Here is a 21,283-nt window from a genome sequence, read left to right on the forward strand (position 1 = left end):
TTATTATGTTTTATACAATAGAAGAGCTTGTCCAACAAGCAGATGAAAAATTTAACGGTAATGTTGCTGAATTAATGATAGAAACTGAGATAGAAATGACTGGTCGCACTAGAGATGAAATCTTATCCCTAATGTCACGTAATTTAGAAGTCATGAAAGAATCTGTTGTCAGTGGCTTGACACCTAGTAAATCTATTAGTGGGTTAACTGGTGGTGATGCCTTAAAAATGGATAACTACATTAAAACTGGAAAACATATTGCTGATAAAACTGTCTTACATGCAGTCCGAAACGCTATGGCTGTTAATGAACTTAATGCAAAAATGGGACTTGTCTGTGCGACTCCTACAGCAGGAAGTGCAGGTTGTCTTCCTGCCGTTTTATCCATAGCCATTGAAAAATTAAATCTTAATAAAACCCAACAATTAGAATTCTTATTTACAGCTGGTGCTTTTGGTCTTGTAATTGGAAATAATGCCTCTATTTCTGGAGCTGAGGGTGGATGTCAAGCTGAAGTAGGCTCAGCTTCTGCTATGTGTGCTGCCGCTTTAACTAAGGCTGCAGGAGGAACTTCATTCCAAGCAAGCCAAGCAGTTGCCTTTGTCATTAAAAATATGCTCGGCCTAATTTGCGATCCTGTAGCAGGTCTTGTAGAAGTTCCTTGTGTAAAGCGGAATGCTTTAGGAGCTAGCTTTGCCATTGTAGCTGCTGATATGGCTTTAGCTGACATAAAATCACAGATTCCAGTTGATGAAGTAGTAGATGCTATGTATCAAGTAGGTTCTGCACTACCAACAGCCTTTCGTGAAACAGCTGAAGGTGGCTTAGCAGCAACTCCAACTGGTAAACAATATAGTAAAGAAATTTTTGGAACTTAATTATCCCACTTTTTTCAAGATAATAATATGAGGTATATCAATTGAACTCTATACTTTTTGATTTAGATGGTACTCTGGTAGACTCAAGCTTAGGCATTATTAATGCTTTTCAGGAAACATTTGATAAACTACAACTACTTACTCCTGATGTAAAGGTACTGTCAAGCTATATTGGACCTCCTCTCGAAACCACTTTTGCAAACTACTTTGATAACCAAAATGATATTCAAGAGGCTATTGGACATTTTCGTAATTACTATAAAGCATATGGTGTCTATCAAGTTAAGCTTTATGAAGATATCAAGAAGTTGCTTGACAAGTTAACTGAGGCTAATAAAGATCTTTACATTACAACTAGTAAACATGAACCTATGGCTTATTTAATGTTAAAAGAACTTGGAATTCACCATTACTTCAAAGCAATTTATGGAGCGACTGAGCAAAGATTTGTAAAAGTTGATTTGATAAATGCTTGTCTTAAAGACTTTCAAATTAAACCTTCAGATGCTGTTATTATTGGAGATACTTTGTTTGATATGATTGGTGGAAAAAGAGCCCACATCTCCTGTTTAGGAGTTACATGGGGCTTTGGAAGTGAAGAAGAGTTATTAAAGAATGGTGCTAATATTATTGCACATACTCCTCTTGAAATTCAAGACTTAATCTGAACATTAGGTTCTTAAAATTTAAGTAAGAATACCCAATTGTTAAAAAAAATAATTTAGATTAAAAAAAGTCTAGTTTCCAAAATGAAACTAGACTTTTTTAATAGCCCCAAGCAGCTAAGCCTTGAGCATTATAAGCTTTTACAGCTGCATTAATTTGATCCTGAACAGTAGCAGTTGATCCCCATCCTGGCATTGTTTGGAATAGACCTGATGCACCTGATGCATTTGCAACATTTGGATTTCCATTAGATTCACGCGCAATTATAGCTTCCCATGTTGCTTGTGGAACTCCTGTTTGTGCTGCCATTTGTGCTGCCGCTTGACTTCCTACCACTCCGGCAGTATTGCCATTTGCAAGATATGAAGTAGCAGACGTTGTATACTGTTGTGATTGAGCAGGACTTTGCTGATTAACCATTGCCATTGCCTGAGGCTGAGCTTCAGCTGTTGTAGGAGCTGGAGCTACTTGAGGTTCCGTTGCAGGCTCCTCAGAAACATTTGTTGCTTCTTTTTCTTTTTGACTAGCAGCATCTGCTTTTTCCTCAACCTTCGTTTTCTTATCAGAAGATGAAACAGAAGACTTAGCTACTTTTTTCTCTACTTTTTTAGTAGAGGTAGTTGATTTCATATAAGACTCTGTGTCTACACTTCTGCTTGAAAAAGCAAAGATTAATGCTAACAATGAAATTGCTGCTGCTAACACTCCAAAACTAATATAACGCTTTTTAAAATTTTCTTTTCTTATCATATAAATACACCTCTTTTTTTCTCCGAATACCATAGTAACTTAATAATGTTACTTAGTTATATAGGAAATATTAAAATTGTTACAGGTATATTTAGTTTATAAGATAGAATTAGCTCTTATTTAGTCTTCTAAAGGTTAAGCAAAAGCTATTTTAATCCTGGACTTTTTAGTAAAAATAAAGTCACTCCTAAACTAATAGTTACCAAAATAGCTATAGTATCAGTGAATTTCCATTCTAAAAGTCTGTATTTACTTCTTCCTTCGCCACCTTGATAACCTCTAGATTCCATAGCAATTGCCAAAGCATCTGCACGTTTAAAACTTGATGCAAATAGAGGGATTAATATAGGAATAATAGACTTTACTTTTTGAATAAGGTTTCCCTCACCAAAATCTACTCCTCTAGCCTTTTGAGCATTCATAATGCGCGTTGTATCATCCATTAAGGTTGGAACAAAACGTAAACTTAAAGAAAGCATTAAGCCTATTTCATGGGCAGGGACCTTAATTACCTTAAATGGTTTTAGTAGAGATTCTACTGCATCAGATAAACTTAAAGGTGTTGTAGTTAATGTTAGAAGGGTAGAAAAGAATATAATAAGTAAAAATCGCATAAAAATAAGTAAAGCTTGACTTAAACCTAATACTGTAATTCGAATAAACCAAAACTTCACTAAAGTTTCACCACCCTGGTTAAAGAACACTTGAAACATGGTTGTAAATAAAATTATACCAATCATTGGTTTCAAGCCACCCAGAAAGAATGAAAGCTTTATTTTTGATAACAAAACAACTATTAAAGTAAAAGCTAACATAATTAGATTGGTAATGACATTATTAGCCCAAAAAATAATAATAATGTAAATAATCATAGCTAATAATTTTGAACGTGGATCCAAACGATGAATAATAGAATCTCCTGGAATATATCTTCCTAGAATAAGTTTATCCATTTTTTAAAACCTCTCTAAGCTCTTCCAAAGTAGTCGGCAAGTATGGTAACTGCAATCCTCTTTCACTCAAGTGCTGAGCAAACTTTGTTATTTTTGGAACTCCCAACTGTTTCTCTTCTAATAAAGTTACCTTTTGAAAAACTTTACGAGGTTGACCAGACATTGTAATCTTACCTTTTTCAAGAACATAGACATAGTCAGCAAAATTAGCAACATCATCCATTAAATGTGTTACAAGTACAATGGTCATCCCACTCTCATGCAATTCCTTGAAGAGTTCCATTAATTCTCGCCTACCTTTTGGATCTAAACCAGCTGTTGGCTCATCTAAGACTAAAATTTTCGGCTGCATGGCTAAAATTCCAGCAATTGCTACTCGTCGCATCTGTCCTCCTGATAATTCAAAAGGATTTTTTTCATACAAATCTTCAGAAATACCAACAAGAGATAATTTTTCACGCGCAATAACTTCAGCATCTTCTTTGGAAATCCCAAAATTTTGTGGGCCAAATGCAACATCTTTTAAAACTGATTCTTCAAACAATTGGCTCTCAGGAAACTGAAAAACTAAGCCAACTTGCTTACGAATCGATTTTATATCCTTATTTTTTGACTGACTAGTAATATGTTTATCATCAACAGTAACAAGACCTGACGTAGGAATTAATAAGCCATTCAAAAGTTGCATAATTGTTGACTTCCCAGAGCCAGTATGTCCAATAAATGCGGTATAAGAGCCATCCACAATATCAAGATTAACGTTAAAAAGGGCACGCCCTTCAAAAGGAGTCCCTGCTTGGTATGTAAAACTTACGTCTTGGAAATGAACTGCCATAATTGTTCCTCTAATTCCTTTTCTGTTAAGTAGTCACCTTCAATTTCAAATCCTTCTTCTCGTAACATTTTTACCACTAAATTGGTAAAAGGAATATCTAACCCTAAATTAAGAAGATCATTTCCTCTTGCGAATAACTGTTTCGGAGTTGAACTGGACTCTACTTGACCATTTTTCATAACTAAAACACGATCACTTAGAGCAACTTCATCAAGATCATGTGTAATTGAAATAACTGTTAAATCATAGTCTTTATGTATTGATTTTATAGTATTAATAAGTTCTAATCTACCTTTTGGATCCAGCATGCTCGTTGCTTCGTCTAGAACAACAATCATTGGTTTTAAGGCTATTGCACCTGCAATTGCTACTCTTTGCTTTTGTCCCCCCGATAAACGTGCTGGCTCTCTATCTTTAAATGAGGACATTCCAACTAGATCAAGAGCTTGAGCAACACGCTCTTTCATTTCCTCATGAGGAAGTCCTTTATTTTCTAAACCAAATGCTACATCATCTTCAACTGTTGCTCCCACAAACTGATTATCCGGATTTTGAAAAACCATACCAATCTTCTGACGGATATTCCAGACATTTTCTTCTGATAAGATATCCCCATCAATAAGTATAGTACCTGATTCTGCGACATTTAAACCATTTAAAAGTCTTACAGAAGTTGATTTCCCTGAACCATTATGACCAATAATAGATAACCATTCACCACGTTTCACGTGAAACGAAATATCATCAAGAGTATAAAATTCTTGCTCTTTTTGATATTTAAATTTTATATTTTTTACTTCAATAATATTTGACATGGTTATTTGAAGGTATCTTTAAAAAGAAAACCTGCTCCTTTAAAATAGTCGTATCCTGAATAAATTGTAAAGAATAAAGCAATATAGAGTAAAATATTTCCTATTACTATAGAATGACAAAATAAGAATATAATCGAAAACATCTGTGAAGCTGTTTTTATCTTACCTGGGAGAGCTGCAGCCAACACTTTTCCTCCTGACTCAACTAATAGGAGTCTTAAGCCAGTTACTGCTAATTCACGACAAATAATAATTGCCACTATCCAAGCAGGAGCTAAATCAAGGCCTACCAACATAATAAAAGCACTCATAACCAACATTTTATCAGCTAGTGGATCAGCAAATTTCCCAAAATTTGTAACTACACGCCATTTCCTAGCTAAATAACCATCTAAATAATCAGTTAAACTGGCCAAGGCAAAAATGACAGCTGCAAAAATATGCCATCCGCGAGTTTGACCTAGACTAGTAATGAGTAAAAATAATGGAATCATTACAATACGTATTAAGGTTAATAAATTAGGAATATTTTCTTTTTTTGTCATCTTGTATGCCTACTATCTTTATTGAATGTTTAAAGTTATATAACTAATATCAGTACTTGTAATAGCTGATAAATCTAAGGGTTGACCATCAATTGTTACTGATACACCTTTTGTAATACCAAGTGTAAGTATAGACTGTTTTACATCTGGACTAAGGCTAGTTGTATAAGTTGGATTTTCAGCAGTTAATGTCATACCACCCTCACCAATTTCAGAATTTGTTAGTGAAATCCATGAGTTTTCTGCATCTGTCAAGGATACAGTAACAGTGACTGCCTCTTCAGCTTTTGTAACATTTGCAACTAGATAATTATCCTGTCCTTGAGTTGTTATAGTTGTTACTTTTTTAGAACTACTTGAATCTGAAGCTTCTTTTTCTTTGTTTTTATCTACCAACGTGTTATTCGCATCTTTTACAGTATTTTCTTTAGTAAATTGTTGCCATACAGCAAATAATATAAAGATAGAAATTGCTAAAGTGATTAAAGTTAAAAGAACAATTGAAAAAATAGATTTCGATTTTTTTCCTTCATCTCTGGTTCTACTTAACCTTGTTCTTTCTTTTCTAGCATTTCTATCAGCATCCTCTTTTTTTACTTCGATTTTTTCTCTTCTTACTTCACTTACTGGAGTTGAAGGGGAAGCTTGCTCCCTTTTTTGCATAACATTAAGCTGTAGAGGGAAGGTAGCTGTAGAAACTACTTTTTCTTCTTGTTTTTTTTGACTCAGTTTTTCTTCCACTAGCTGGGTTACACTTGGTTCTGTAACCTTTTGTCTTTCAATACTCTGACGTCGATATAATTCTTTTACCATAGGATAATCTAAAAATACCATATCAGCATATTGTTTTAAGTAGCTATCTAACTTTTCTTCTGGAATAATTCTAAATTGATCTAATTCCATAGCTAATAAATAATGGGAAGAAATACCAGTGCTATTTTCAATCTCATCTAATGTAATGTTTTTGCTAACACGTGTTTCTCTTAATAATTCACCAAGAGTTTTATCTCTCATACAGGCACCTCTATACTAAAATATTAAACTCATTATAACAGATTTCTATTCATTTGGGAAAGACCATGAAATCTGAAACTTCTGCTTTTGCAAAAAAATCTTTTCCAACAGAGATAATATCCTCTAAAGTGACTTGCTCGATAATAGTAGGAATATCAAAATAATTATCATTACTTGTCAAAAACATATTGAACTGATTACAGATATGTTCAATCGAATCTAAACTTTGTAAAAAATCGCCATACATTTCTCTTTTTAAAAGAGCCAAATGTTCACTATTAATATCTTTTGATTTTTGAAACTCTTCAATTTCTTTTCTAATTTTACTAGACATTGAAATAGGTTGACTTGAATCTAATGTGATAATCACAAAAGAGTAGTCATGATGGATTTCAATTTCTATATCAAAAGAATCGTCAATTTTTCCACTATCATACCAATTCTGATAATTTTTTGATGTCCAGCCAAATAACATAGCTAGTAAAAATTTCAAAGCTATCCGATAAGCTAATAAGGAATTATTAGAATGACATTTTGCCCCTCTATAACCTACTGCAACCTTTGCGATATTAATATCCATAGAAAGTGAGTTAGTCTTAATAACTTCATTATAAGGGAGAGAGGTAATAGCTGCCTTTGCCGGTTTTCTCCGTTTAAAATTAGCTTGACACAGTTTTATTGACTCAAATGTCTCTTCTACATCAACCTCCCCCACAATAAATAAGGTCATTTGTGAAGGATGATAAAATTGATTATAATTTTTCCTCAAAATCTCAGCACTAATCATCTCTATAGACTCTTTAGAACCAGCAATATCCATTGCTAGGCTAGAGCCTGGAAATAGATTCTGCAAGATTCCACTATATGAACGATAATCAGGATCATCTAAATACATATCAATTTCTTGAGCAATTATTTTCTTTTCTCTATTTACTGATGAGTCTGTGAAAGTAGCTGTCATAACAAATTCTTGTAGTAAATTAAGGTTCTTAATAAAATTATTAGAACTTGAAAAATAGTAAGATGTTTTATCAAATGTTGTAAAGGCATTTACATCGGCACCTAAATTTGTAAACTTCAAAGAAATATCATTCCCCTGAGCATCTTCAAATAACTTATGCTCTAAAAAGTGTGCAATACCTTCTGTATTTTCTTTTTGTTTTCCTCTTATTGTAAAGTTATTGTCAAGAGATCCGTAGTTAACTGTCAACATTGCGGTCTTTTCAACAAAGCCAGGTTTATTTATAATGTAAACCTGAAAATCATTTCTAAATTTTGAATAGTAGAATTCTTCATCAAATCTAGAATAGTTAATCTTTTTTAAAGTGTTCATCTATCTTCCTTCCAAAAAATAAAGAGATTGTAATTTTAAAAGATTAGCAGCTTTGATGATATCTGTTTTCTTTACTTTACTTATATTTTCTAGCCAGTTTGATAAAGAATAATCACTGTCAATATAGTCATTAATATAAGTTCTGTCAATGATTGCTTTACAGTAATCCTCTGATTGCAGCATGTTATTTTGTAACATTAATTTTGTTTTCTCTACTAAACTTGCTGAAAATCTGCCTAATTTAAGGTCATTAATTTCCTTTATAATCAATTGCAAAACCTTAGTTCGGTTATTCTTGTCAATACCTGCATAAATCTCTAAAAACCCTGTAAAAACATCAAATCTACTTCCGATTGTATAAGCTAGCCCTTCACTTTCTCTAACTTTAGTAAAAAGGCTAGAATGTGCATATGAGCCTAAGAGGGCATTTAAAACTATCAGAGCATAATGGTTTTTCCCACCAAATTCAGCTGAGAAATGATACGCCATTTCAAGTATTGATTGATTTAATGGCCTTTCTTCAAGGGACTCATTTACAATATTAAAATGTTCTTGTTTATAAAAATACTGAAGCTTTTTTTGGCGATTCTCAAAAGGAAATTTGTGTAAGAGTTGTACAACTCTGTACTCATCAAAGTCTCCCATGATATAAATATCAATTTGGTCTTCTAACATCATTTTGTGGAACTCTTGATAGCTTGTATATGCTGTTTCTTTTTTGACAAGATCAGCATCTCCATATTTTGAAATCTCTAAGCTTTCATCTGTAAAAAAAGCCTTTTTCAGTTGTAAACTACTATAGTAAAAAGAATCTTCCTTATCAGCTTCTAAGTAATTGATAACATTATTTTTCTCAACTTCAAAAACTTTTGGTTGATATTGGGCAATAGCTAACAAAGGAGAGAATAATATTTCCTTTAAAAATTGAATAACTTCATCTAGCAGTCGTTCTCCATTAAAACAATATCTATTTTGAATAAAGGTGATATCAATGTCTATAATATGTACTTTACCTTTTACTGAAATATTTGTAGATAGATTAGCACCATATAATTCTGCTAATCTTTCACGAAATCTTTTGGCAGTGGGATATTTTTCGTTTGCTGTTGCTAACATTTGAGCTACTAAAACGCGTTTTGCCACTGTTTTATGATTTAACTCTCCTGAAAATCTGATTGTCATATGATTAGTCTTAAATTTTTGAGTTTCAATTAAATGAAGTTGGACGCCATCAACAATTTTCATAATTTATCCTTATTTTTCTATGATTCCTTAAATTATACCATTTTATAGTCCTTCTATTCTAGTAGTGACTATTTTTTATTCTAACTGTCCAACTTTCAACCTTTAACTTACTTCTTTGCCATAGCCTATTTGATATTTACTGTTATTCTTTACAATCAATTTATGCTATAATGACTTGAATTAGTAAATGGAGAAAAACATGGAATACAAATTATTTACAGAATTTATTACCTTACAAGCTTTATTAAAAGAATTAAGTATTATCCAAAGTGGAGGAGCTGTTAAAAGCTTTTTAGAAGATACAGAAGTTCTTTTTAATGGTCAAGAAGAAAAACGAAGAGGGAAAAAAATAAGAGTAGGAGATGTCCTTTCTATTCCCTCTAAAGAAATTGAGATTAAGATCGTCAAACCTAGTGAAGAAGAACAAGTAATTTTTGCAGAAGAATTAACAGAAAAAAAACGTGTTGCTAGTCTTGTTAAGCAGATGAATCAAAAAAATAAGAAAAAGGGAAAGGTTGGATCAAAGCAAAGCACAAATAGATCCAAAGCTACTAGACCTGTTCGATTTCCCGGTACTTAAGAATGTGGATTAAAGAGTTAGAGTTAAAGAACTATAGGAATTATGAAGATATCAAAGTAGAATTTTCTCCAAGTCTGAATGTTTTTATTGGCGACAATGCACAAGGAAAAACAAATTTCTTAGAAGCTATCTACTTTATTGCTCTGACAAGAAGCCATCGAACACGTTCAGATAAGGAACTCATTCGATTCTCTGAAAATAATTTGTTCTTATCAGGGAAAATAAACCGTTTAAATGGAAGTTTACAGTTAGATATTTCTTTATCGGACAAAGGAAGAATTACTAAAATAAATTCTTTGAAGCAAGCTAAACTTTCTGATTATATTGGTTCAATGATGGTTGTTCTTTTCGCTCCCGAAGATTTACAGCTTGTAAAAGGCGCACCAAGCCTCAGACGTAAATTCATTGATATTGATTTAGGGCAAATAAGACCTGTTTATTTATCAAATTTATCTCAATATAATCATGTTCTAAAGCAAAGGAATGCTTATTTAAAGACAGCATCAACTATTAATTCGGATTTTCTCGCTGTTTTAGATGAACAATTAGCTTCTTATGGAAGCCGTGTTATTGAACAAAGAATTAATTTTATTAAAAACCTAGGGAAAGAAGCTAGTAAACATCATTTTTCAATTTCTAACCAATTAGAAAAACTAACAATCAATTATCAATCTTCTTTTTCATTAGAAGAAGGAAAAACCATCAAGGAACAATTTATTGCAGATCTTTTGAAAAATAGACAAAGAGATATCTTTCGAAAAAATACTAGCCTTGGACCCCATCGAGATGATATAGAATTTTACATAAATGATATGAATGCTAATTTTGCAAGTCAAGGTCAGCATCGAAGTTTAATTCTATCTTTAAAAATGGCAGAGATAAGTCTGATGAAGGAAATAAGTGGAGATAATCCTATTCTTTTACTGGACGATGTAATGAGTGAACTTGATAATACACGTCAAACGAAGCTCCTTGAGACTATTATTACAGAGAATGTTCAAACCTTTATTACAACAACCAGTTTAGAACATCTTTCTAAATTACCAGACTCTATTAAAACATTCAGGGTAAATCAGGGAACAATAAAAGCAGACTAAGAGCCTGCTAATAAAGATAAAGAAGCTTCTACAAATTAGAAGCCTCTTTTTAATATCTCTAAACTATGATAAAAGCTTAAGATTTTACAATCCCTAGTAAAACAGCTCCAATTACAAAACAAATGATTCCAATGATTACCCACTTCATCTCTTTCTTAGTTTTTACCTCACCTAGGAATAAAATCCCTCCTACAATTGAAATAATAACTCCTAATTGAGAAAAGCTAAATGCGATTGCTAGTCCAGCATTAGAAGCTGCTAATAGCATGAAGAGATTTCCTATTCCCCACAATAGGCCAACTAGACTATTTTTTACAACATAGGGATCAAAACTTAATTTAAAGGACATAAAGAAGCTTGCTCCAACTACCATCCCTACAGCCATTGGTAATAAAACTGAAATTAAATCAAATTTCATAATGTTATTAAAGAGAACAACATAGGAAACATAACCTATAGTTGAATAGGTTAAAGCTCTAAACCCTTTAGAATATTGATACAATTGATGTTTCTCATTATTATCATGATCTTGTTTACTTGAAAAATAAAAACCTATAATAAGCAGTATTAAGGCAGTCGTTCCCAAAATAAACTGATAGGATTTTGTCCACTCATGGAAGACAAGAACTCCAATAAGACTTCCTAAAATTAATTGAAAACCACTAGATAAAGGATTTCCAACAGATACTCCCATATATTTCATTGCCTGAAACTGACCTGTTTGACCAATTGACCACAGAAAGCCTCCTAAAATACCGAAAATCCATAAATTCACTGTCATTTCTGGTCTAGCAATTATCCAGACAAGAAGAGCAAAAAATAAGGCTCCTAAAGTCATGCCAAAAGTTTGTTGACTAGGTTTACCACCAATTTTATTACTAACAAAACCAATGCTACCCCAGGCAAACATCGGTACTAGTGCATATAAAATACCTTCCAAAATAAATCTCCCTTTTACAAAAACTTTACAGTTAATTGACATCGCTGTAAAGAATATTTATTAACTATTATTTTATTTATGATTTCTCATAACGGTTATTATATCTGAAAATTAAGATTAAAACAAGCCTATTTACTCACTTAAACTATCTATATAACATTACTTTTTTTAAAAGCTATAAGACAGTAAAAAGCCATAAAGCTTTTTAAAGGAAAATTTCCTTTGATAAAAAGTTTTATGGCCTCAATTATTAATGTACTGAGTAATTTGGTGCTTCATTTGTAATATGAACATCATGAGGGTGGCTTTCAATCAGTCCTGCACCTGACATTTCAATGAATTGAGCATTTTCATGTAAGTCAGTAAGATTAGAAGCACCGACATAACCCATTCCTGAGCGAATACCTCCAAGCATTTGGAAAACAATATCTGAAACTGCACCTTTATAAGCTACACGCCCTTCAATTCCTTCTGGAACAAGTTTATTAGCTTCATTGACAGATCCTTGGAAGTAACGATCACTAGAACCTTTTTTCATTGCTGCAATTGAACCCATACCACGATACGTTTTAAATTTACGTCCTTGGAATATTTCTGTTTCTCCAGGAGCTTCAGTGGTTCCTGCAAACATTGATCCTAACATCACAGCATTTCCACCTGCTGCAAGAGCTTTAACGATATCACCTGAATATTTAATACCACCATCAGCAATAATAGTTTTACCATATTCACGCGCAACTGCTGCTGCATCATAGATTGCTGTAATTTGTGGAACTCCAACACCAGCCACGACACGTGTAGTACAAATTGAGCCAGGTCCAATACCTACTTTAACAACATCTACACCTGCCTCATAAAGATCTCGTGCTCCTTCGGCAGTAGCAATATTTCCAGCAATTAAAGTCTTATCAGGGAAGTGAGCACGAATTTCTGCTATTTTCCTTAGGACTCCTGCTGAATGACCATGGGCTGTATCAATAACTATTGCATCTGCTCCTGCTTCAAATAAAGCCTCAGCACGCTCAAAAGTATCAGAGGTTACTCCAACCGCAGCTGCTACTAATAAACGACCAAAATTATCTTTTGCAGCATGGGGAAACTCAATTACTTTTTCAATATCTTTTATAGTGATAAGACCTGAGAGGCGACCATTGTCATCAACTAAAGGTAATTTTTCAATTCTGTGTTCATGAAGAATACGCTCTGCTGTTTCTAAATCAGTACCTACTTCTGCAGTAACCAATTTTTCGCTAGTCATATGTGCTGAAATAGGAGACTCATAATCACCAATAAAGCGCATATCACGATTAGTAATAATACCAACTAACTTACGATTTTCCATGGTTTCTACGATAGGAACTCCACTAATACGATACCTTTGCATTAGCTCTTCAGCTTCGGATACTTTGTGATCAGGGGTTAAGAAAAAAGGATCAATAATAACGCCATTTTCTGAACGCTTTACTTTACGAACTTCTTCAGCTTGCTCCGATACAGTCATATTTTTGTGGATGACTCCTAAACCGCCTGCACGCGCAATAGCAATAGCCATTTTACTATCAGTGACTGTATCCATAGCTGCTGTAATAATTGGAATATTTAGTGTTAAATTTTTTGCTAATTTAGTTTGCATATTAACTTCATTTGGCAATACATGACTCTTTGCAGGAATCAGTAAAACATCATCAAAAGTATATCCCTTTTTTAAAAATTTAGTATCCCAATTCGACATTAAATAATCCTCTTTTCTTTTTTATAGTAGGAAATAAATCCAGTCTAATTTTTATTGTAACTATCATAACATGCTTATTTCATTTGTCAATAAACACTTCCGACTTTCCTTAATAAGCAAAGTTACTATAGATTTTCCTACTTTTTAATAGATATCAACAACATTTGGTAGGATGTTATTACAGCCTACTTAAAAATAGTTTATTCCCATTGCTTCTTTTACTTGCGATAAGGTTTGAGCAGCCGTTGCACGGGCTCCTTGACTACCTTTTTCTAACATTCGGAAAACTTCACCCATATCTTTAGCATATTCTAGACGTCGCTCTCTAATAGGTGCCAATTCTCTTTCTAGAATTTCTAAAAGGAAACGTTTTGTTTTGACATCTCCCAAACCACCTTTTTGATACTCTTCCTTCATAGCTGTAATATTAGCCTTATCTTCTTCTCTACCGAAGATATCAAGGTAATAAAATACCATATTTCCTTTAATTTGACCTGGATCTTCAATCCGAATATGATTAGGATCAGTATACATGCTCATCACTTTTTTGCGAACGGTATCAACATCGTCAGACAAATAAATACCATTTCCCAGTGATTTAGACATTTTAGCATTACCATCTATACCAGGAAGTCTTCCAGCACCCTCATTTTCAGGGTAAATTCCTTGAGGTTCTACAAGGCAGTCTGTACTATAAGTATGGTTGAAGCTTCTAACAATTTCTCGTGTTTGTTCAATCATTGGTTTTTGATCAGTGCCAACGGGTACAAAATTGGCTTTAAAGGCTGTAATATCCGCCGCTTGTGAAATAGGATAAACCAAAAATCCACTTGGTATACTTTCCCCGAAACCTTTTTGGGCAATCTCTGTCTTAACAGTTGGGTTACGTTCTAATCGGGCTAATGATACCAGATTCATGTAATACATGGTTAATTCAGCTAACTCTGGAATTTGACTTTGAATAAAGATCGTTGATTTATTAGGGTCTAAGCCAACTGATAAATAATCCAAGGCTACATTACCTATTGACTCCTGAATTTTCTCAGACTCTTTAGCATGGTCCGTCAAAGCTTGCTGATCTGCTAAAAAAATAAACATTTTATATTTATCTTCATTTTGTAAGGCTACACGATTTTTCAAACTTCCAACATAATGGCCAAGATGTAACTTACCTGTTGGTCGATCTCCTGTTAGAATAATGGGTTTAGACATTCCTCTCTCCTTTTTATATAAAAAATCCCTCACGCCATAATGCGTGAGGGCGTTATAAGTACTAACTAATAAACGCGGTACCACCTCAATTGATATTTCTATAAATATCATCTCATCTTCTTATATAAAAGAAGTTGCACGATAAGGGGTGCCTAACCTGAAAGTTATGATTTCCTCTCAAATAACCACTAGTCCATTTCACCTTAACTTGTTGCTAGTTTTCAGCAAACACTAGCTCTCTAAAAACAAATGTAAAGGATACTCATCTAATTTAGCCCCATTCTAAAAAAAAATATTACTTTTGTCAAGTAAATAATTAGTATTTTTAGTAAATATCACTTGACTATAAGGGGATAATTAAGAGATAATGGTGGTCTACTATTTAAAGGTGTGGAAGGAGAAAATATAATATGAAAAGAAGACTAATGGACGTTTTTTACGTGACTTTAGGTTCCTTTATCACAGCAATTGGTTTTAATACTATGTTTGTCCATAATAATATCGCATCTGGTGGTATGGTTGGTATCTCCGTAGTTATGAAAGAACTACTTGGTATTAGCCCATCGCTTTTTTTAATGGTTAGTAATATTCCGTTGCTGCTTTTATGTTACTTCTTTTTAGGTAAGCAAACCTTTATTAAGACCTTATATGGCTCATGGATCTATCCTATTGCCATAAAAATGACTAGCTTTCTACCTACTGTTACACACAATCAGCTCTTAGCAGCTGTTTTTGGTGGTATTATAGTGGGAATAGGTTTAGGTATGGTTTTTTGGGGAAATTCTTCTACTGGTGGAACTGGTATCCTAACTCAAATACTCCATAAATATTCTCCATTAACCTTAGGTGTAGCTATGACAATTGTTGATGGTATTAGTGTAGTAATGGGTTTTATTGCTTTATCAGTAGACGATGTCATGTACTCAACCATAGGTTTACTAGTCGTAGGCTATGTTATTACTATTATGGAAAACGGCTTTGATTCTTCTAAAAATGTCATGGTTATTTCTGAACATTATCAAGCAATTAAGGATTATATTACTACTGTTACAGATCGTGGTGTAACAAAAATTCCTATCCGTGGAGGCTACACCACTTCAGATAAAATCATGTTAATGACAGTTATTTCAACTTATGAATTATCAGCAGTTCAAGAAAAAATACTTGAAATAGATGAGACAGCTTTTATTGTTGTTATGCCTGCAGCTGAAGTCATTGGCCGTGGATTTAGTTTAACAAAACATTATAAATTGGAAGACCAAGATATCTTATTACCAATGTAATATCTCTGGTATCTATGCTAGTCCCTTTTCTGATTGAAAATTGGGGCTTTTTTAGGTACAATGAAGGTTAGATAAAATGAATGAGGTGAAAAATTGCTTACAGTTTCTGACGTATCCTTACGCTTTAGTGATCGAAAACTTTTCGATGACGTTAATATTAAATTTACTGCTGGAAATACTTATGGATTAATAGGTGCAAATGGAGCAGGAAAATCAACTTTCTTGAAAATTCTCTCCGGTGATATCGAACCATCAACTGGTCATATCTCTTTAGGGCAAGATGAACGCTTATCTGTTTTACGTCAAAATCACTTTGATTATGAAGATGAGCGTGTAATTGATGTTGTTATCATGGGTAATGAACAGCTTTACAACATTATGAAAGAAAAAGATGCTATCTATATGAAAGAAGATTTTTCTGAAGAAGATGGTGTCCGTGCAGCTGAACTAGAGGGTACCTTTGCCGAATTAGGTGGATGGGAAGCAGAAAGTGAAGCTTCACAATTACTACAAAACCTAAATATTTCTGAAGAGTTACATTATCAGTCAATGAGTGAACTTGCAAATGGGGAGAAAGTTAAGGTACTCTTAGCCAAAGCTCTTTTTGGTAAGCCAGATGTACTTTTACTAGATGAACCAACAAATGGTCTTGATATTCAATCCATTTCATGGTTAGAAGATTTCTTAATTGACTTTGAAAATACTGTTATCGTTGTATCCCATGACCGTCACTTTTTAAATAAAGTATGTACTCACATGGCTGATTTAGATTTTGGTAAAATTAAATTATATGTTGGTAATTATGATTTCTGGAAACAATCTTCTGAATTAGCTGCGCGTTTACAATCTGATCGCAATGCAAAAGCAGAAGAAAAAATTAAAGAATTGCAAGAATTTGTTGCTCGCTTTTCTGCCAATGCTTCAAAATCAAAACAAGCAACTTCTCGTAAAAAAATGCTTGATAAAATTGAGTTAGAAGAGATTGTACCATCTAGCAGAAAGTATCCATTTATCAATTTTAAAGCAGAACGTGAAATTGGTAATGACCTTTTAACTGTTGAAAACTTATCAGTTACCATTGACGGAGAAAAAATTATTGATAATATTAGTTTCATTCTACGCCCAGGAGATAAAGCTGCTATTATCGGCCAAAATGATATTCAGGCCACTGTTTTGATGCGTGCTTTAGTGGGAGATATTGACTATGAAGGTACTGTTCGTTGGGGTGTAACAACAAGTCGCTCATATTTACCTAAAGATAATTCTCGCGATTTTGCTACTGAGGAATCTATACTAGAGTGGCTACGCCAGTTTGCATCAAAAGGTGAAGATGACGATACATTCTTACGCGGATTCTTAGGACGTATGCTCTTCTCAGGAGATGAAGTTAAAAAATCTGTTAATGTTCTATCTGGTGGGGAAAAAGTACGGGTAATGCTATCCAAATTGATGCTCTTAAAATCAAATGTACTTATTCTTGATGACCCAACTAATCACTTAGACTTAGAATCAATTTCTAGCCTTAATGATGGTATTAAAGATTTTAAAGAGTCTGTCATTTTTACCAGCCATGACCATGAATTTATTCAAACTATAGCTAATCATATTTTGGTTATTTCAAAAAATGGCGTCATTGATCGCATTGATGAAACCTATGACGAATTCCTTGAAAATGAAGAAGTTCAAGCTAAGGTTGCTCAACTTTGGAAATAGAAATAAGGCGTTTCCGCCTTATTCTTTTTTTAATATAAAAGAAAGTCTAAGCTATGGAAATATCAACTAAAAAACCATCTTTCTTATCCTATTTACTCAGTTTTTCAATTCCTTTTTTTATCATGTTTGGAGTTCTATTTTCCAAAGGAATATATTGGAGTAGTGCAAAGACAATTTTAGCTAGTGATGGCTTTCATCAGTATGCTATCTTTGCCCAAAATCTAAGAAATATATTACATGGTTCTGACAGTATTTTTTATACCTTCACAAGTGGACTGGGGCTTAATTTTTATGCACTAACAAGTTATTATTTAGGTAGTTTCTTATCCCTTTTTATTTACTTTTTTAATGGATCATCTATTACAGATGCTATTTATCTGTTTACACTTATTAAATTTGGATTAATAGGGTTATCAAGCTTTTTTTCTTTCAGTCAACTGTATCCAAAAGTTAAACCATTTTACATCCTCTCTCTCTCCATCTCTTTTTCATTAATGAGTTTTCTAACAAGTCAAGTAGAGATTAATAATTGGTTAGATGTTTTTATCTTGATTCCCTTAATTATACTTGGTTTACATCGTCTGTTAGAGGGAAAAGTACTTCTATATTACCTAAGCCTTTCTCTCTTGTTTATTCAAAATTATTATTTTGGATATATGTTTTCACTTTTTCTTCTTCTGTATTCTTTAGTATTAATTATTCAAAAAAAAGGGTGGAAAAAACAATTAAAACTCTTTATAAAGTTTACAAGCATATCTTTATGTTCAGTACTGGCTAGCGCCTTTATGCTTATTCCCACCTACTTAGATCTATCTAGCCATGGCGAAGAATTAACAAGGTTTACAAACTTATTTACAAGTAATACCTGGTATTTTGACTTGTTTTCTAAGAGTTTAATAGGTGTCTATGATACTACCAAATTTAACTCCATCCCCATGCTTTACGGAGGTTTACTCCCTTTACTACTATCTTTACTATTCTTTACACTGAAATCAATTTCTTTTAAAACAAAGATCTCTTATTTTCTTCTCTTATTAATTATAATAATGAGTTATTATATAGAACCACTTAGTTTGTTTTGGCAAGGTATGCATGCTCCTAATATGTTCTTACACAGATATTTTTGGACATTACCTTTACTTTCAACTCTACTAGCATGTGAGACTTTAAACCATAAAAATGAATTAACTTATAAAAGTATTGTTTTTGTTTTCATCCTTGTAAACCTAAGCCTTGCTTTACCTTACTTATATTTAGAAAGATATAAATTCTTAGATATCAGCTTTTTCTTATTAAGTTTTTTCTTCTTACTTGCCTATAGCTTGATACTAATAAGTTCACAAAAGGTAACTATTCCCTTAACTATATTTACAGCCTTTACAATTATCTTTACAAGCTTAGAAATGACACTTAATAGCTATTATCAAATTAGTGGTATTGACAAAGAATGGGATTTTCCTAGCCGACAAGCTTATACTCATCACTCAAATGAAGTGACTTCCCTTTTAAACTTCCAAAAAAGGCAGGACAAACCATTTTTCCGAACAGAGCGGGTCTTAAGTCAGACTGGTAATGATAGTATGAAATACAATTATTATGGAATCTCTCAATTTTCTTCAATAAGAAATAGAGCTTCTAGTAATAGTTTAGATCGATTAGGATTTAAATCAGAAGGGACTAATCTTAATCTCAGATATCAAAACAATACCTTATTAATGGATAGTTTATTTGCTATCAAATATAATCTTAGTGAAGATGAACTTAATAAGTATGATTTTTTTAAAATAGCTGAAAGTGGAAAAACGAAGCTTTATCAAAATCAAAATGCTTCTAAATTAGCCATATTAACTGTTAAACCCTATAAAGATATTACTTTCTCACTTAATACCTTAGATAATCAAACACGACTCTTAAATCAAATTAGTGGTCAAAATTTGATTTATTTTAAAGAAGAAGAGGCTTCTTTGCAATCACAAGCATCCTATATTAATAATCGTGTTGCCAGTATAGCCAAAGGAAAATCCAAAGATACCATTTTACATTATCAATTACTTGCACCAGCAAATAAACAAATCTATCTCAGCATTCCTAAAATTACTTTTTCAAATCAACAAGAAAAAAAAGTATTAATAAACATTAATGGAAAAACGAATCAATACAGTACTGATAACACTTTCAATTTCTTTGACCTAGGCTACTTCAAAGAAGCTAAGTTAGTTGACCTTGCTGTTATTTTTCCTAATAATACTTCAATTTCATTTGAAAAACCTCACTTTTACAGTTTAGATTTGGAAAATTATAAAAAAGTTTTTTCTAAAATAAATGAAGGTCAAGTTCAAGTAAACTCATTAAAAAATAAGGTAGATATTCAATTTGAGGCCAAAAAAAATAGCTCCTTATTTATTACCATTCCTTATGACAAAGGATGGACAGCTCATTTAAATAGTAAAAATGTTCCTATTTCAAGAGCTCAAAAAGGCTTTATGAAAGTAAATGTCAAAGAAGGAAAAGGAAGGTTAACGTTAAGATTTGTTCCTCTTGGTTTTAAAGAAGGAGCAATAATTAGCCTAGTTAGCACAACTCTCTTTTTAGCCTATTGTATGTATCTTCAAAAAAGAAAAAAATAAGATAAACTAAATAGGACCATCACTTTTTCTTCATATTTATGAGATCATCTATGCCCTTAGAATTATATCTTAAGATACAGTCAAAAAAAGAACGATTACTTTATAAACCCAGCTCGATTATATCTATAATGGTTAAGACCACTGAAAATATGATAGGGCTTTTTGTCTCTCTAGAATTTATAATATCGGTATAAAATAAAAAGATTCTTATAATATTGAACTTACATCCCATAAGTTGGTTACAAAAAACAGCTCTAAAATGAGATACTTTTCCTTAAAAATTACTATTACTATGATAAAAATAAAAAAAGGACTTTTTGGTCCTCTTTAGATATTAGCTTTTCATCTACCCACTACAATTGACAAAAGCAATGACTCCGGCAGTAGGACTCGAACCTACGACATCATGATTAACAGTCATGCGCTACTACCAACTGAGCTATGCCGGAAAATAAAAAAATTGCTTCAACAGCAACATTATAGATAGTCCGTACGGGATTCGAACCCGTGTTACCGCCGTGAAAAGGCGGTGTCTTAACCCCTTGACCAACGGACCAGAAGTTGTTATAGAGAGCTTTCTCTTCAACACTCTTATTATTATAGCAGAATCTTTTGATTTGTCTACATCTTTTTCAATTTTTTTTGAAAAAAATAAGCATTGACAGAATTAAAGAAATTTTGTTAAAATAAGGGAGTTAAGGTCTCATAGCTCAGCTGGATAGAGCATTCGCCTTCTAAGCGAACGGTCGCAGGTTCGAATCCTGCTGGGATCATCATAATAAAAGGGGCTGGGCAAAAACTAGTCCTGATAGCCAAAAAAGACGAGCATTTCCTTACGGAGTTGCTCGTCTTTTGTTCTAAAATCCTCTATAATTGTAATAACGACAAAACAACAGAAGGGGTTTTTAGATGTATCAACAGTATAACACAAATCAAATGAGCTTGGAACTAAATCTTGCTTTCGAGTTACCAGAAACTCACGAAGCAAAATTAATCAGCCTCTTTGTAGATACCATTCCTCAACACGTCTTGCTTGAGGAGACTTCTTCAACAGGTCGTCCTGCC

The 21,283-nt window shown here is 32.9% G+C and carries 18 protein-coding genes, 3 tRNA genes and 1 other annotated feature; of the genes, 8 read left to right on the top strand and 13 right to left on the bottom strand.

All coding sequences use genetic code 11. The features are described 5' to 3' along the window. Positions 1 to 5 precede the first annotated feature (5 nt). Positions 6 to 878: an L-serine ammonia-lyase, iron-sulfur-dependent, subunit alpha gene (gene sdaAA, locus A3GU_RS0105155; protein WP_018366480.1), complete on the top strand. Its 873-nt coding sequence runs from the start codon at positions 6 to 8 to the stop codon at positions 876 to 878. Positions 879 to 919: 41 nt separating this feature from the next. After that, positions 920 to 1,546, top strand: a complete 627-nt coding sequence (locus A3GU_RS0105160) for an HAD hydrolase-like protein (RefSeq protein WP_018366481.1) — start codon at positions 920 to 922, stop codon at positions 1,544 to 1,546. Positions 1,547 to 1,643: 97 nt separating this feature from the next. On the opposite strand, the gene A3GU_RS10455 is transcribed toward A3GU_RS0105160, so the two are convergent. From A3GU_RS10455 to yfmF, 8 genes are all read right to left on the bottom strand, one after another. Further along, positions 1,644 to 2,294 (bottom strand): transglycosylase SLT domain-containing protein, encoded by a 651-nt coding sequence (locus tag A3GU_RS10455; RefSeq protein WP_018366482.1) that lies wholly within the window; start codon positions 2,292 to 2,294, stop codon positions 1,644 to 1,646. A gap of 146 nt (positions 2,295 to 2,440) precedes the next feature. Further along, positions 2,441 to 3,247 (bottom strand): energy-coupling factor transporter transmembrane component T family protein, encoded by an 807-nt coding sequence (locus A3GU_RS0105170; RefSeq protein ID WP_018366483.1) that lies wholly within the window; start codon positions 3,245 to 3,247, stop codon positions 2,441 to 2,443. Beyond that, entirely contained in the window at positions 3,240 to 4,082 is an 843-nt protein-coding gene (locus A3GU_RS0105175; protein WP_018366484.1) for an energy-coupling factor transporter ATPase, read from the bottom strand. The genes A3GU_RS0105170 and A3GU_RS0105175 overlap by 8 nt, the downstream gene beginning before the upstream one ends. Continuing rightward, positions 4,058 to 4,897: an energy-coupling factor ABC transporter ATP-binding protein gene (locus A3GU_RS0105180; protein ID WP_018366485.1), complete on the bottom strand. Its 840-nt coding sequence runs from the start codon at positions 4,895 to 4,897 to the stop codon at positions 4,058 to 4,060. The genes A3GU_RS0105175 and A3GU_RS0105180 overlap by 25 nt, the downstream gene beginning before the upstream one ends. A gap of 2 nt (positions 4,898 to 4,899) precedes the next feature. Then, on the bottom strand, positions 4,900 to 5,442 hold the full coding sequence (gene pgsA, locus A3GU_RS0105185; RefSeq protein WP_018366486.1) for a CDP-diacylglycerol--glycerol-3-phosphate 3-phosphatidyltransferase: 543 nt from the start codon (positions 5,440 to 5,442) through the stop codon (positions 4,900 to 4,902). Positions 5,443 to 5,460: 18 nt separating this feature from the next. Then, positions 5,461 to 6,456, bottom strand: a complete 996-nt coding sequence (locus A3GU_RS0105190; protein WP_018366487.1) for a helix-turn-helix domain-containing protein — start codon at positions 6,454 to 6,456, stop codon at positions 5,461 to 5,463. Positions 6,457 to 6,505: 49 nt separating this feature from the next. Further along, positions 6,506 to 7,789, bottom strand: coding sequence for an EF-P 5-aminopentanol modification-associated protein YfmH (gene yfmH / locus A3GU_RS0105195; RefSeq protein ID WP_018366488.1), 1,284 nt, complete (start codon positions 7,787 to 7,789; stop codon positions 6,506 to 6,508). Continuing rightward, entirely contained in the window at positions 7,790 to 9,034 is a 1,245-nt protein-coding gene (yfmF, locus tag A3GU_RS0105200) for an EF-P 5-aminopentanol modification-associated protein YfmF (RefSeq protein ID WP_018366489.1), read from the bottom strand. 199 nt (positions 9,035 to 9,233) lie between these two features. Here yfmF and yaaA point away from each other — a divergent pair, with 199 nt between their 5' ends. Then, entirely contained in the window at positions 9,234 to 9,614 is a 381-nt protein-coding gene (gene yaaA, locus A3GU_RS0105205) for a S4 domain-containing protein YaaA (RefSeq protein WP_018366490.1), read from the top strand. A gap of 2 nt (positions 9,615 to 9,616) precedes the next feature. Continuing rightward, positions 9,617 to 10,711 (top strand): DNA replication/repair protein RecF, encoded by a 1,095-nt coding sequence (gene recF, locus A3GU_RS0105210; protein WP_018366491.1) that lies wholly within the window; start codon positions 9,617 to 9,619, stop codon positions 10,709 to 10,711. 76 nt (positions 10,712 to 10,787) lie between these two features. Here recF and A3GU_RS0105215 read toward each other — a convergent pair whose 3' ends face one another. The 3 genes from A3GU_RS0105215 to trpS all read right to left on the bottom strand — a co-directional run bounded on the left by A3GU_RS0105215 (position 10,788) and on the right by trpS (position 14,595). Further along, a complete protein-coding gene (locus tag A3GU_RS0105215; protein ID WP_018366492.1) occupies positions 10,788 to 11,651 on the bottom strand; it encodes a GRP family sugar transporter in 864 nt (287 codons plus the stop codon). 250 nt (positions 11,652 to 11,901) lie between these two features. Then, positions 11,902 to 13,383: an IMP dehydrogenase gene (guaB, locus tag A3GU_RS0105220; protein ID WP_018366493.1), complete on the bottom strand. Its 1,482-nt coding sequence runs from the start codon at positions 13,381 to 13,383 to the stop codon at positions 11,902 to 11,904. 189 nt (positions 13,384 to 13,572) lie between these two features. After that, positions 13,573 to 14,595: a tryptophan--tRNA ligase gene (trpS, locus tag A3GU_RS0105225; protein WP_018366494.1), complete on the bottom strand. Its 1,023-nt coding sequence runs from the start codon at positions 14,593 to 14,595 to the stop codon at positions 13,573 to 13,575. 42 nt (positions 14,596 to 14,637) lie between these two features. Beyond that, positions 14,638 to 14,879: a binding site (T-box leader), on the bottom strand. Between the two features lie 126 nt (positions 14,880 to 15,005). On the opposite strand from trpS, the gene A3GU_RS0105230 reads away from it, so the two are divergent. The 3 genes from A3GU_RS0105230 to A3GU_RS0105240 all read left to right on the top strand — a co-directional run bounded on the left by A3GU_RS0105230 (position 15,006) and on the right by A3GU_RS0105240 (position 20,218). After that, the gene (locus A3GU_RS0105230) at positions 15,006 to 15,878 is read left to right on the top strand and encodes a YitT family protein (RefSeq protein ID WP_018366495.1); all 873 of its coding nucleotides are present in this window, start codon (positions 15,006 to 15,008) and stop codon (positions 15,876 to 15,878) included. A 93-nt stretch (positions 15,879 to 15,971) separates the two neighbouring features. Beyond that, on the top strand, positions 15,972 to 17,591 hold the full coding sequence (locus A3GU_RS0105235; protein WP_018366496.1) for an ATP-binding cassette domain-containing protein: 1,620 nt from the start codon (positions 15,972 to 15,974) through the stop codon (positions 17,589 to 17,591). A 53-nt stretch (positions 17,592 to 17,644) separates the two neighbouring features. After that, positions 17,645 to 20,218: a YfhO family protein gene (locus A3GU_RS0105240; RefSeq protein ID WP_018366497.1), complete on the top strand. Its 2,574-nt coding sequence runs from the start codon at positions 17,645 to 17,647 to the stop codon at positions 20,216 to 20,218. 375 nt (positions 20,219 to 20,593) lie between these two features. Here A3GU_RS0105240 and A3GU_RS0105245 read toward each other — a convergent pair. Together A3GU_RS0105245 and A3GU_RS0105250 are read right to left on the bottom strand one after the other, a co-directional pair. Continuing rightward, a tRNA-Asn gene (locus A3GU_RS0105245) sits at positions 20,594 to 20,667 on the bottom strand. A 35-nt stretch (positions 20,668 to 20,702) separates the two neighbouring features. Then, a tRNA-Glu gene (locus tag A3GU_RS0105250) sits at positions 20,703 to 20,774 on the bottom strand. 143 nt (positions 20,775 to 20,917) lie between these two features. Here A3GU_RS0105250 and A3GU_RS0105255 point away from each other — a divergent pair. Continuing rightward, a tRNA-Arg gene (locus A3GU_RS0105255) sits at positions 20,918 to 20,991 on the top strand. Positions 20,992 to 21,283 lie beyond the last annotated feature (292 nt).

Origin of the sequence: Streptococcus didelphis DSM 15616 (genome assembly GCF_000380005.1) — a bacterium.
GTDB lineage: Bacteria > Bacillota > Bacilli > Lactobacillales > Streptococcaceae > Streptococcus > Streptococcus didelphis.